The organism is Paenibacillus sp. FSL K6-1217 (assembly GCF_045040735.1).
GTDB lineage: Bacteria > Bacillota > Bacilli > Paenibacillales > Paenibacillaceae > Paenibacillus_AQ.
In genome coordinates, this window is record NZ_CP150271.1 from 6,319,930 (window position 1) to 6,333,062 (window position 13,133).

The 13,133-nt window shown below is 52.0% G+C and carries 12 protein-coding genes and 1 other annotated feature (1 of these 13 running past the window's edge); of the genes, 10 read left to right on the plus strand and 2 right to left on the minus strand.

Going from position 1 to position 13,133, the window contains the following annotated elements; genetic code table 11:
* Positions 1-189: a binding site (T-box leader), on the plus strand (it extends 103 nt beyond the left edge of the window).
* 75 nt (positions 190-264) lie between these two features.
* Together MHH28_RS27815 and MHH28_RS27820 are read left to right on the plus strand one after the other, a co-directional pair.
* Positions 265-1,827, plus strand: coding sequence for a 2-isopropylmalate synthase (locus MHH28_RS27815; RefSeq protein WP_405107719.1), 1,563 nt, complete (start codon positions 265-267; stop codon positions 1,825-1,827).
* A 271-nt stretch (positions 1,828-2,098) separates the two neighbouring features.
* On the plus strand, positions 2,099-2,356 hold the full coding sequence (locus tag MHH28_RS27820) for a hypothetical protein (RefSeq protein WP_405107722.1): 258 nt from the start codon (positions 2,099-2,101) through the stop codon (positions 2,354-2,356).
* A gap of 271 nt (positions 2,357-2,627) precedes the next feature.
* On the opposite strand, the gene MHH28_RS27825 is transcribed toward MHH28_RS27820, so the two are convergent.
* Positions 2,628-4,583, minus strand: coding sequence for an ABC-F family ATP-binding cassette domain-containing protein (locus tag MHH28_RS27825; protein WP_405107725.1), 1,956 nt, complete (start codon positions 4,581-4,583; stop codon positions 2,628-2,630).
* A gap of 216 nt (positions 4,584-4,799) precedes the next feature.
* Between MHH28_RS27825 and MHH28_RS27830 the strand changes: the two genes are divergently transcribed.
* The 7 genes from MHH28_RS27830 to groL all read left to right on the plus strand — a co-directional run bounded on the left by MHH28_RS27830 (position 4,800) and on the right by groL (position 10,072).
* Positions 4,800-5,462 carry a 5-formyltetrahydrofolate cyclo-ligase gene (locus MHH28_RS27830; RefSeq protein ID WP_405107728.1) on the plus strand — a complete coding sequence of 221 codons (663 nt, stop codon included), beginning with the start codon at positions 4,800-4,802 and terminating at the stop codon, positions 5,460-5,462.
* Positions 5,453-5,929 carry a cyclic pyranopterin monophosphate synthase MoaC gene (gene moaC, locus MHH28_RS27835; protein ID WP_405107731.1) on the plus strand — a complete coding sequence of 159 codons (477 nt, stop codon included), beginning with the start codon at positions 5,453-5,455 and terminating at the stop codon, positions 5,927-5,929. The genes MHH28_RS27830 and moaC overlap by 10 nt, the downstream gene beginning before the upstream one ends.
* Positions 5,930-6,021: 92 nt before the next feature.
* Complete coding sequence (locus MHH28_RS27840; RefSeq protein WP_036693720.1) at positions 6,022-6,507, plus strand: molybdenum cofactor biosynthesis protein B; 486 nt, start codon at positions 6,022-6,024, stop codon at positions 6,505-6,507.
* Positions 6,508-6,641: 134 nt separating this feature from the next.
* The gene (tatA, locus tag MHH28_RS27845) at positions 6,642-6,884 is read left to right on the plus strand and encodes a twin-arginine translocase TatA/TatE family subunit (RefSeq protein WP_405107734.1); all 243 of its coding nucleotides are present in this window, start codon (positions 6,642-6,644) and stop codon (positions 6,882-6,884) included.
* A 132-nt stretch (positions 6,885-7,016) separates the two neighbouring features.
* Positions 7,017-7,781 carry a twin-arginine translocase subunit TatC gene (gene tatC, locus MHH28_RS27850; protein ID WP_076157173.1) on the plus strand — a complete coding sequence of 255 codons (765 nt, stop codon included), beginning with the start codon at positions 7,017-7,019 and terminating at the stop codon, positions 7,779-7,781.
* A 306-nt stretch (positions 7,782-8,087) separates the two neighbouring features.
* The gene (groES, locus tag MHH28_RS27855; protein WP_036723192.1) at positions 8,088-8,369 is read left to right on the plus strand and encodes a co-chaperone GroES; all 282 of its coding nucleotides are present in this window, start codon (positions 8,088-8,090) and stop codon (positions 8,367-8,369) included.
* Positions 8,370-8,437: 68 nt separating this feature from the next.
* Positions 8,438-10,072 carry a chaperonin GroEL gene (groL, locus tag MHH28_RS27860; RefSeq protein ID WP_340756507.1) on the plus strand — a complete coding sequence of 545 codons (1,635 nt, stop codon included), beginning with the start codon at positions 8,438-8,440 and terminating at the stop codon, positions 10,070-10,072.
* A gap of 157 nt (positions 10,073-10,229) precedes the next feature.
* On the opposite strand, the gene MHH28_RS27865 is transcribed toward groL, so the two are convergent.
* Positions 10,230-11,207, minus strand: a complete 978-nt coding sequence (locus MHH28_RS27865) for a tRNA dihydrouridine synthase (protein ID WP_405107739.1) — start codon at positions 11,205-11,207, stop codon at positions 10,230-10,232.
* A gap of 273 nt (positions 11,208-11,480) precedes the next feature.
* On the opposite strand from MHH28_RS27865, the gene MHH28_RS27870 reads away from it, so the two are divergent.
* Positions 11,481-13,127: a clostripain-related cysteine peptidase gene (locus tag MHH28_RS27870; protein ID WP_405117274.1), complete on the plus strand. Its 1,647-nt coding sequence runs from the start codon at positions 11,481-11,483 to the stop codon at positions 13,125-13,127.
* The last annotated feature ends 6 nt before the right edge of the window (positions 13,128-13,133 follow it).

A 13,133-nucleotide genomic window follows, 5' to 3' on the forward strand; every position in this document is an offset into this window, starting at 1 on the left:
GCAGCGGAAGGAGTTACAGGTACGCTGCTACGGATGTCCCCGTTACCGGACCCTTCAGATCTTCAGAGCTTCGGTTACCGGAGCAGGGAAATCTGATGCTAAGCTGGACGCAGCCAAGGCATCTATACATCATGGAGCCTATGCGTCAAAAAGAGTGGTACCGCGGAGGGTTGACCCCCCGTCTCTTTACAAGAGACGGGGGGTCTTTGTGCTTTTTTGGAGGCAGCCTTCCACTATATAAACCCAATTTGAGGAGGAATTACGATGATCATTCCGGTAAAGAAACGAATTCAGATTTTTGACACGACGCTGCGCGATGGCGAGCAGGCTCCGGGAGCCAGCCTAACCCCCGAACAAAAGATTATTCTGGCCGGCAAGCTGGCGGACCTGGGAGTGGATGTTATGGAGCCGGGCTTCCCCGTATCGAGTCCGGGAGATTTCGCAGCGGTGGAGACGATCTCCCGCAAGATTCAGGGCGTGGAGATCTGCGGCTTCGCGCGTGCAGTCCGGGGGGATATCGATGCTGCTGTACGGGCGACCCGGGATGCCGCGCGGCGGCGGATTCATCTGTTTATCTCCTCCTCAGATATTCACCTGCGCCATCAGCTGCGCATGAGCCGCCCTGAGGTTGTAGCGGTTGCCCGGGAGATGACGGCGTATGCCCGCCAATTCAGCGATGTGGTGGAGTTCACCGCGATGGATGCTGCTCGGACGGGGATCGACGATCTGATTGAGATGGTCGAAGCGGTGATTGAAGAGGGCGCGTCGATCATCAATCTGCCGGACACGGTAGGCTATGCGCTGCCGCAGGAATACGGGGAGATGTTCCGCCGTGTGCGGCTTGGAGCCCGGGGCGGCGACAAGGTCATCTACAGCGCCCACTGCCATAACGATCTGGGCCTCGCCGTAGCGAACAGCCTGGCGGCGATTGAAGGCGGCGCTACGCAGATTGAGGTTACGGTCAACGGAGTAGGTGAGCGGACCGGCAACTGTGCGCTGGAGGAGCTGGTCATGGCTCTGGAGACACGCGGAGACGCTATCGGCGCGGAGACCGGAATCGTGCTGGATAAGCTGTATGATACCTCGCGGATCATCAGCGGGGCGATGCATTTCCCGATTGCCTTCAACAAGCCGGTGGTCGGGCGCAACGCCTTCCAGCATGAATCCGGCATCCATCAGGACGGCCTGCTGAAGGACCGCAGCACCTACGAGATTATGGACCCGGAGCGGCTGGGTATCCCGCGCAGCATGATTATCCTTGGCAAGCACTCCGGCCGGCATGCGCTGAAGGACCGCGCCGCGAAGTACGGCATTGCCCTGGATTCGGTGGAGCTGGACGCGCTCTACGAATCCTTCAAGGAGAAGGCTGACCGCCAGAAGGCGGTCAGCGATGATGAGCTGCTGCGGATGGTCAGCAGCACCACGGGACAGGAGGCGCAGGTCTATGCGCTCGGCGAGGTCCAGGTCCTGGCGGGCAGCGCGCCGCGCCGTGTGGCCGCAGTGACGGTGCGCCACCTGAGAAGCGGCGCAGAGACGACCCAGACCAGCACCGGAGACGGTCCGCTGGAAGCAATCATTGCCGCGATCGGGCAAGGGATTGCCGAGGATATCCGCTTCGACGGGCTGGAGCTGCATTCCCTGGACAGCGGGGGCAATGCCCAGGCTGAGGCGGCCGTAATGGTGGAGTGGAAGGACACCAAGTTCCGGGGCACGGCCATCCATCACGATATTGTAATGGCCGCAGGCATTGCTTATATCGCCGCCTGCAACGCGGCGCTGCTGTCGGACTCGGAGGTGTCTTCGCCCGGCGCGGCGGTGAACAGCTAGAGCGGGGTTGTCCAAAGCATCAGGAGCACCAGCACCAGGAGCAGGTAGAGCGCCTTTGCTCTAACGCATCTTGCCAAGCCCGATTTTACGGACTTGGCAGATGCGTTTTTTTGAAGCCGGCGGGACAGGGGCATTGGAGGGGAGAGCGTTACCCGTCAAAGTAATCGTGCAAAGAGAGTACAGTTGGAGAAACGTAGCTTAATTTCCCGGTTTCTGAGATATATAACGAAGCAAGTGGAAAAACAGCATTTAATGGTGCTAATTGTGCCACATGAGCCGCAACTGTGATCTATTAAATGTAGTTTCTCCAACTGCTGTTGCCGTAGGGAACAATCTTGCTTTAGCAAGTGGAGAAAATCCATTTAATGAACAGAATAGCACCGCACCTGACTCGTACCTTGCCGAAACAGGTCATTCCGCCGCTGTCCTGTCTCTGAAATTTGAGCTTTATCCAGCAGAATTTTTGCCTCCTGCGGCATTTGTCAACCTGTGGACAACGTTATCCACATATTCCGCACGAGTTGTGTAAAAACCGTGTAAAATCAGCAATAACGCCTTTTTTCTGAACCCTATAAACAAGAGGTTATGCCCTGAAACAGAATTGTGAGAATTGTGGATAATGTGGATAATTCGGTGGATAAAAAGTCCTTGACAAGCAAAGTAGCCATTTTACGCATGAAAAAAGCCCCGAAGGGCTATTTTTAGGGGATAGTTATGCACGAAAACTGTGGATGAGGCTGTGGATAACTACATTTGAACAAATTGGAAACTGTTAAAAAAATTTTTGCGGCGTCTTCACATTATTCCTCAGCCAGTTTCTCCCATTCGCTAAATAAATCTCCCAGCTCGCGTTTTTTGTCCTTCAGCTCACTTTCATGCTCCTGAAGCGCCATATAATCCTGATACACCTCAGGTTTAGTCATTTCATGCTCAATCCCCGCGATGGCTTCCTCCAGCTTCGCGATATTCTCCTCGAGTTCAGAGATGCGGCGCTGGCGATTTCGTTCCTCACGCTTGGCCTGCTTGTCCGCCTCATAGGAGAGAGAGCTGCCTTTCTCTGCGGCTGTCGCTTCATTGTCGGTACTTCGGGAGGACTTGACGGCGGCAAGCTCGGCTTCCTCCTCGGCAATTGCTTTGAGCTCAAGCTTTTTCTCAATATAGTCGTCATAATTGCCCAGATACTGATCAATTCCGTCAGGGTGCAGCTCCAGTACGCGTTCAGCCATCTTGTTCAGGAAATAGCGGTCATGGGAAATGAACAGCAGGGTGCCTTCAAAATCGATCAGGGCCGATTCGAGCACTTCACGGCTGACGAGATCCAGATGGTTGGTAGGCTCATCGAGAATCAGCATATTGGCTCCCTGCAGCATCAGCTTGGACAAGGCTACCCGGGCCTTCTCGCCCCCGCTCAGTGCAGCCACCTTCTTAAGCACATCCTCGCCGCTGAACAAGAAATTGCCGAGAATCGTACGGATTCTGGCTTCCTCCAGCATCGGATATTCGCTCCACAGCTCCTCCAGCACGGTATTGCGCGGATTCAGCCGGGTCTGCTCCTGGTCATAGTAGGCAATCTTCACCTTGGTTCCCCAGTTCACGGTTCCGCGGGAAGGCTCACGGGTGCCGGTCATGCATTGCAGCAGAGTGGACTTCCCGATCCCGTTCGGCCCGATCAGCGCCGCTGTCTCGCCGCGCCGCAGCTCGAAGGAGGCATTGCGGAAGAGCGGCGCAGCCTCCGGACTGAAGGAGACAGCGACTTCCCGGACCTGGAGCACCTCCTTGCCGGACATGAAGTCAGGCTCGAAGGAGAAGCTGGCTTTCTTGAGGTCGCCCAGCGGCTTGTCGATGCGCTCCATCTTGTCGAGGGCCTTGCGGCGGCTCTGTGCCCGTTTGGTGGTGGAGGCCCGCACGATATTGCGCTGCACGAAATCCTCCATCCGCGAAATTTCGTCCTGCTGCTTCTCATACTGCTTCATCCGGATCTCGTATTCCGCAGCCTTCAGCTCCATATAACGGCTGTAATTGCCGGTATATCTGCGCGATTGGTGGCGCTCGATCTCCACGATGGTCGTCACCAGCCGGTCGAGGAAATACCGGTCATGGGAGACGACCAGGATGCCTCCGGCATAGCCGCGCAAATAATCCTCCAGCCAGGTGAGCGTCTCGATGTCCAGATGGTTGGTCGGCTCATCAAGCATGAGCAGATCAGGCGCTTGAAGCAGGATACGGGCCAGTGCCAGCCGTGTCTTCTGGCCTCCGCTTAACGTTGAGATGGGAGTATCGGGAGCGAACTCCCCGAAGCCCATCCCATGCAGCACGCTGCGGATCCGCGTATTCATCTCATAGCCGCCGTGATCCTTGAACCAGTCGGAGCGTCTGGCATAGCGCTCGAGCAGATCCTCATAACGCTTCGGATCTTCGGCAAGCGCCGGGTCGGCGATATCCGTCTCCAGCTGCCGCAGCTCGGCCTCGGCCTCCAGCAGCGGCGCAAATACCGCGAGCATCTCTTCCATTATCGTATTATCCGACTGCAGGCCGCTGTTCTGGGCCAGGTAACCAATCGTAGTCTCTTTGGACTTATGAATTTGTCCGCTGTCATAAGACATCTCACCCGCTAGAATCTGCAGGAAGGTAGATTTGCCTGCTCCGTTGACGCCGACAAGCCCGACTCTCTCCTTCTCGTTCACCATGAGGCTGATGCCGTCCAGCACGCTTTGTATACCGTATGATTTCGTAATTCCTGTCGCTTGAAGAAGCATTCTGATGAAACCTCCGCCCTTGCAAATTGGCCTTGGCGGCGTGCGCCCAGGCGATTGTCTATTCTTATTCTCCAGTTTACATGAAAAAGGTTAGGCGTGCGAGGTTCATTCTTCTAACAAGGGGAATGAATCAACCTTGGCGAACCAGTGAGAAGAGTGGTAAACTGAGCTTACAAACTATGATAAGCTAGGAACAAGTTAAGGAGGAGGCTGCCTATGCAGGACAGCAGCATGCCGCTTGCCGGGCGGAAGCGCGAGCTTCGCGCCGGGAATGCCGCGCTCCGGGATGCACTGCCCATGGAGGAGCGGGAGCTGTTATCTGCCCGGGTATGCGCTCATGCCTGGAGCTGGTTCTCACAGGCCGGCGCAGCGTCGCTTCTCGCTTATGCGCCGTTCCGCTCCGAGCTGGATTGCCGCCCGCTTCTTGCAGCGGCGTGGGCTGAGGGGCATCAAGTGCTGCTTCCCCGCGTCAACCGGGAGAGCGGAGGCTTAAGTCTGCATTCGATAAGCTCCTGGGATGAGCTTGTCCCTGGAGCCTACGGGATCATGGAGCCGGCAGCCGGGAGTGCTGTTCTGGCCGGCCCCTTCGCGGAAGCAGGCCGGAGCACAGGCTGGCCGGAAGCAGTTTTCGTACCCGGGCTGGCCTTTGACCGGCGGGGCGGGCGTCTCGGCTACGGACGCGGTTATTACGACCGCTTACGCGCTGCCCTTGAGGCTGGGGTTCCAGGGACAGCCGCCATGCCTATGTGGGTTGGTCTGGCCTACGGCCTCCAACTGGTACCCGAGGTACCGCTTGAAGAGCATGATGCCTTGATGGATCTGCTGATTACGGAGAACGGCATCTGGGATTGCCGGAAGGAGAGGGCTACATGGAATTAACTCATTTCAACGAGCAGGGCAGAGCCCGCATGGTGGATGTGAGCGACAAGGAAGTTACCAAGCGGACGGCGGCAGCCAGAAGCCGGGTGCATATGGCCCCGGAGACGCTTAGCGCCATTAAGGCGGGAACGATCCGCAAGGGCGATGTGCTTGCGGTAGCCCAGGTTGCAGGAATTATGGCGGCGAAGCAGACCTCCGGCTGGATTCCGATGTGTCACCCGCTGCCGCTTACCGGAGTAGATATCCGCTTCACGGATAACAGCTCAGATGAACTATATATAGAAGCAACCGTCAGCACCACCGGCAAGACCGGGGTGGAGATGGAGGCACTGACTGCCGTATCGGCAGCGGCGCTGACCGTATATGATATGTGCAAGGCGCTGCAGAAGGACATGATCATCGGACCTACGATGCTGGTGTCCAAGAGCGGCGGCAAGAATGGGGATTACGCGCTGGAAGCAGAATAGATGGCAGCAGGCAATGATACAGCCCAAAGCGCAGCGGCAGCTGCTTTTCAGCAGCCGGACATACATAGTACATAGAGAGGGAGGGACAACCTATGGCGTGGAAAACAGCAATCCTGACGGCCAGCGATAAAGGGGCCAGGGGCGAACGGGAAGACACGAGCGCCCAGGTGATTCGGGAGCTGGTGGAAGAGGAGCTGGGCGGCGAGATCATTGAATACCGGATCGTGCCCGATGAGCAGGATGAGATTATTGCTGCACTGATTGAGCTTACGGATTATTTCCAGGCGGATCTGGTGCTGACAACCGGCGGAACCGATCTGGCGATCCGCGATGTTACGCCGGAGGCGACGCGGCGGGTCATTGAACGTGAAGTGCCCGGACTCTCCGAGGCGATGCGCAGTACGGTGATGCAGAAGAACCGCGCAGCTATGCTGTTCCGGGGAATCTGCGGTATCCGCGGAAGAACCCTGATTGTCAATCTGCCCGGTACCCCGAAGGGGGTCCATGAGAATCTGGCGGCGATTATGGATCAGCTTCCGGAAGCTCTGTTAATGGTTACGGGACAATACCGCCAGTAATAAGACTCTCTTCACTTCGCTTTTGTCTAAATCGTTCAGGATAGACGATGGATGTGTGATATAAGTTATGGTATTATTATTTTATCGTTAACTATTGTCATGAACGGACAGAAGCATGGGAGGAGGAAACCGGAATGTTAGGTGGAATTGGCACACCCGGAATTATTTTGTTGGTTATCTTGGCACTGCTGCTCTTCGGTCCCAATAAGCTTCCTGAGCTGGGGCGGGCAGTCGGGCGTACCTTCCGTGAATTCAAGGACGGCGCGCGGGAGATTGTGAACGAGCCGGAACCGGCCAAGCGGAGCGAGGCACCTGCTCCTGCGGCTGTGCAGAGTACAGCATCAGAGCTTCCGCAGGACCGCCGTCTGCCGGAATAGTCTTTAGGTTTCCCATGCAGGGGCGTCTTTCCCAGGTCTGCTTCAGACCGGGGCGGCGCCCTTTTTTTCTCTAATTTATATAATTGAATTAGAACTGTGAATTTTCATATGTCAATTCGGGTGGTGTCAGTCATGTCTCTGGAAGCGGAAGAAATGTCCCTGGTCGATCATCTGACGGAGCTGCGCAGACGTCTTATCTACGTGCTGATTGTATTCGTGGCCGGACTTGTGCTGGGCTTATTCGTCGCCAAACCAATCTATCTGTACCTTATCAGCGCTGATGCTGCGCAAGGCTTTGTACTGCATGCGTTCTCCTTCTGGGACGGGATCGGGATGTATATGAAGATCGCCATGGCGGTCTCGCTGGTCTTCTCCGTGCCGTTTATTGCCTTCCAGCTATGGGCATTCATCAGTCCCGGCCTGCGTCCTGTGGAGCGGAGTGCTGCCCTGCGATATGTGCCTTATGTGTTTGTTTTGTTTATTGCCGGCATTGCTTTTGCCTATTACATAGTGTTCCCTATGGCCTTGTCCTTCACCATTTCGATTACGCGGAATATGGGGCTTGAAGAGACCTACGGCATCGCTGAATACTTCAACTTCCTGTTCAGTCTGGTGATTCCGCTGGCTCTGCTCTTCGAGCTGCCGCTGATTGTCATGTTCCTGACCAAGCTGAGGGTGCTGAATCCGCTGCGTCTGCGCAAGATGCGCCGTTATGCTTATTTCGCGCTTGTGTTCATTGCTGTGGTCATTACGCCGCCTGATTTCATCTCGGACTTTCTGGTGACAATTCCGCTGCTGGTGCTATATGAATTCAGCGTGTTTCTGTCCGCGTTCGTCTACCGCAGGCAATTGGCTGAGGACGCCAAGCGGGAGGCACGGTATGTGAAGGCAGATTGAATGGATGGGGGGCATAAATTGCCCCTTGGCGGATAGAATGTAGGAAAGTGTGTGCCGGACAAGCACTGAAACCATAATTTTGCAAAAAAACAAATACGATTTTACGTAAAAGGACTTGAAATCCGCCTTCAAGTTGAGTATCATAAAAATTGTTGTTAGCACTACAGAGGGTTGAGTGCTAACGCTGCGAGAAAACCGGGATTGGCCGCAGCAATATCCCTTCAGGGATGCTGATGGTGCAGATCCCCGCAGTTCAATCTATGTTTTCAAGGCAAAACACATAATTTCAAAGGAGGCTATTTTTTCATGATTAAACCACTAGGTGAACGCGTATTGGTAGAACCAAGCGAGCAACAGGAAACCACTTCTTTCGGGATCGTGCTTCCGGACTCTTCCAAAGAGAAGCCGCAAGAAGGAACTATTATCGCTGTAGGCAGCGGGGCTTTGAAAGACGGAGTCCGTGTAGCGCTGGAAGTGAAAGAAGGCGACCGTGTGCTTTTCTCGAAATATGCCGGAACTGAAATCAAATACGAAGGCAAAGAATATCTGATTATGAAAGAAAGCGACATCCACGCTATTCTTGACTAGTCTTGAACGTCTCTCATAATTCAGATTCAGAATACATTCACAAATTATATTAGGAGGTTAACTATACAATGGCAAAAGAAATTAAGTTCAGTGAAGATGCTCGCCGTGCAATGCTGCGCGGGGTTGATGCTTTGGCAAATGCAGTAAAAGTTACACTGGGTCCAAAAGGCCGCAACGTGGTGCTGGAGAAGAAATTCGGCAGCCCGCTGATCACTAACGATGGTGTGACCATCGCCAAAGAAATCGAACTGGAAGATGCTTTCGAGAACATGGGCGCACAGCTCGTGAAAGAAGTAGCTACCAAGACCAACGATGTAGCCGGTGACGGTACTACAACTGCAACGGTTCTGGCTCAGGCTATGATCCGCGAAGGTCTGAAGAACGTAACTGCAGGCGCTAACCCGATGGTTATGCGCAAAGGGATCGACAAAGCAGTTAAGGCTGCTGTCGCTGAACTGCAGAATATCGCTAAGCCGATTGTGGATTCCCAAGCGATCGCACAAGTAGCTGCAATCTCCGCTGCTGACGAAGAAGTGGGCCAACTGATTGCTGAAGCTATGGAAAAAGTGGGCAAGGACGGCGTAATCACCGTTGAAGAATCCCGCGGATTCCTGACTGAGCTTGAAGTGGTTGAAGGTATGCAGTTCGACCGCGGATACATTTCCCCGTACATGATCACGGATACGGACAAGATGGAAGCCGTTCTGGAGAACCCGTACATCCTGATCACAGACAAGAAAATCAGCAGCACTCAAGAAATTCTTCCGCTCTTGGAGAAGATCGTTCAACAGGCGCGTCCGCTGGTAATCATCGCTGAAGATATCGAAGGCGAAGCTCAGGCGATGCTGATCGTGAACAAACTGCGCGGAACCTTCAACGCTGTGGCTGTTAAGGCTCCTGGCTTCGGCGACCGCCGTGAAGCGATGCTGCAGGATATCGCTGCTCTGACAGGCGGCCAAGTGATCACTGAGAAGCTGGGTCTTGATCTCAAGAGCACTTCCATTGAGCAACTGGGTAATGCCCGTCAAGTGCGCGTAACCAAAGAAAACACTACAATCGTAGACGGAAGCGGCGACAAGGCGGACATCAATGCACGCGTTAGCCAAATCCGTTCCCAACTGGAAGAAACGACTTCCGAGTTCGACAAAGAAAAACTGCAGGAGCGTCTGGCGAAATTGGCTGGCGGCGTAGCCGTTGTCAAAGTCGGTGCTGCGACTGAAACTGAACTGAAAGAGCGTAAGCTGCGCATTGAAGATGCCCTGAACGCAACCCGCGCTGCGGTTGAAGAAGGTATCGTATCCGGTGGGGGTACAGCTCTTGTGAACGTATACGCTGCTGTAGCTGCTGTTGTGGCTGAAGGCGACGAAAGAACCGGCGTTAACCTGGTGCTGCGCGCACTGGAAGAGCCTGTTCGCACCATCGCTGCTAACGCAGGCCAGGAAGGTTCCGTTATCGTGGACCGCCTGAAAAAAGAAGCTATCGGCATCGGCTACAACGCTGCTACCGATGAGTGGGTTAACATGTTCGAAGCAGGGATCGTTGACCCTGCCAAGGTAACCCGTTACGCGCTGCAGAACGCAGCTTCCGTAGCTGCTATGTTCCTGACTACCGAAGCGGTTATCGCTGACAAGCCAGAGCCACCTAGTGCTGGCGGCGGAATGCCGGATATGGGCGGCATGGGCGGTATGGGTGGAATGATGTAATAAGGGTTACGAACCCTTATGCATCAAGGGTTTCCTGAGAAGGAAACACCGTTTGACCACATGATGCAAAAATAAGAGACTTCCTATGAGTTCATTGAACTTGTCGGAAGTCTCTTTTTCATGGCTTTAGAACGTGCCTAGTGCAGATGAATATTCTTCAATCTAATTCTTGATCTAGAAGAGGTTTTACTAAACGACGCACTTCGTCTGTTGAAGTGGATTCCATTAATTGGTCTCTTAGTTCGCCTGCGCCTCTAAATCCACGAACATAGATTTTGAAATAGCGAAGAAGTGGTCTAAATGAACGTGGCAAGGTTTCTGTCGAATATTTATCATGAAGATCCAACTGTAAAAGAAGTAACTTGAGAAAATCCTTCGCGCTATGTTCTTTAGAGTCTTTCTCAAAAGCAAATGGATTAGTGAAAATGCCGCGGCCAATCATGATACCATCAACGCCGTATTGTTCAACTATTTTTAATCCTGTTGCGCGGTCCGGAATATCTCCATTAACGGTTAACAACGTATTTGGGGCAATTTCATCGCGCAATTTTTTTATTTCAGGAATAAGTTCCCAGTGTGCAGCTACTTTACTCTTCTCTTTTTTGGTACGAAGGTGAATGGACAGATTCGCAATATCTTGTTTCAATATATGTCCTAACCAATCGCGCCACTCATCAATTTTAGAGTAACCTAATCTTGTTTTAACACTAACCGGCAATCCACCTGCTTTTGCTGCTTGAATAATTTCTGCTGCAACTTCAGGATAGTGTATTAATCCAGCCCCTTTTCCACTGGCTGCGGCGTTTTGTGCTGGGCATCCCATGTTTATATCGATACCACGAAAACCAAGTTTTTTCATATCAATACTCATCTGTTCAAAAAGTGCAGGTTTATTGCCCCAAATATGAGCGACAATCGGTTGCTCATCAGCTGTAAAAATTAACCGGCCACCTACATTTTCTTTTCCAACAGGATGACAATAATGTTCTGTACTTGTGAATTCTGTGAAAAATACGTCAGGTTTTGCAGCTTCACTAATGACGTGACGAAATACAATATCTGTGACGTCTTCCATTGGAGCTAATATAAAAAACGGTTTCGGTAAATCCAGCCAAAAGTTTGGTTCGTTACTCATATTATCTTCTCCTGTTGCAACATATAAAAACGATATAATCCATAGCAAAGTCTTTTACCCATCATACATAGACTAACACACTTTGTTAGGTGATGTGAATAAATTAGCTATCCTTAAAAGTCTGATCTCCTGGAGATCAGGCTCTTTTTGCTGTTTCCCGGAAGTGAGCGGCAAGCGCGAACTTAAAGATTTCTTTAACTTTCACACAGGGGTTAATCTGCCATGTTAGAGTAGTAGCTTAATAGGATTAATCAATTGAAGGGCCGGAACTTGATGACAAAAATCAGAGGTTTTATCATTTTTTTAGTCTTTCTTCTTGCAACAACTCCATCAACAGCAGCAACAGCGGCACAAAGCTCCAGCTATGCAGAAGCGCTTAACCACTTGGGATTGCTCAGTGGAACGGAGAATGGATATGAGCTGTCGCGGGTGCCTACCAGAGCAGAAGCCCTTGTAATGATGCTGCGTCTGTGGGGGAAGGAGAAAGAGGTCCTGAAAAGCACCTACAACAGTCCATTTACTGATACAGGGTGGGAAAGCCGCTACGTGTCGTATGCCTATACCAAGGGTGTAGTTAAAGGAATTGATGAATATAGTTTTGGCGGTAACCGGCCCGTCTCGCTTAACCAGTATTGTTCAATGGTTTTAAGGGTGCTCAGATATTCAGAAACAAAGGGCGACTTCACTTATGGAACCGCGGTTTCTTTCGCCTCAATAGTTCTAGGAATAGACCTTACCCAAGAACGCGAATTCAACCGGGGAACGCTTGCACAAATAAGCAGTTATGTTCTAAACACAAGACCCAAAAACCAGCTTGCAACACTAGGTCAAACCCTTAGTACAACAAATGTGTTCACCACGCAAGCTTTAAACGAGGCGAGGTCAATTTGGGAGCAGGATAAAAAGTTGATTGGAACGACGATTTTAATCTATGCAGTGGGTTCTGACCTTGAATCACAGCAAGGCCGGTTAACCGATGACTTGGAAGAAATTTTGCGTGGTCAGCCCAACCAGCATACAAAAATCCTGCTGCAAACAGGCGGAACGCTCAAATATCACAACAAATATATGACCGATGGAGCATCCGAACGCTTTGAAGTTAGTCTTGGACAGCTGCAAAAGCACGAAAGCCACATCCAAACCGCCGCATCAGACCCTAAAACACTAAAGGATTTTCTTGTATGGGGCAAAACCGTTGCACCAAATGATCGTTACATCCTGATTCTATGGGACCATGGGTATGGAACAATGGGCGGATTTGGCGCAGATGAGCTAAACGAACGAAAAACGATGAAGGTCTCGGAGCTTTCCAAAGCGATCGATTCAGCAGATATGTATTTCGACCTAATCGTCTTTGATGCCTGTCTTATGGGCACCGTTGAAACTGCCTATGCGCTTAGAAATCAGGGCAAATATCTCATAGCCTCTGAAGATTCTACCCCCGCAGCAGGCTTGTACTATACCACATGGATAGGTGCACTAGAACGAAACCCGCAGATCAGCACTGAAAGGATAGGGCGCTTAATTTTAGATTCCTTTACCCTTCATTCGGGGATGGAAGCTGAGATGCAAACAACCATGTCCATGCTGAAGCTTTCTCAGGCGGAATCCTTGGTCAAGGCCATAGAACATGCAGAATTTGATCTCTCCCTGACAGACCTTGCAAACCGCTCAGAGCTATTAGGCAAGAACGACGGGATATTCGATCAATATGATCTTATCGAGATCATGGGCCAATCCTCAGAAGTCACTGCTGCCGCCCAAGCCCTTGCCTTCGAAGTAAGAAATTCAGCAGGCTATAACCATCGTAATGGTGTAGCTGTATATGTCCCTAACAAAAAAATGGAACTCACACATCAAATGAAACAAGAGCTACAAGCCCTTGGTCTTAGCTCAAACTACATAGAAACGATTTTCTAACGAGGA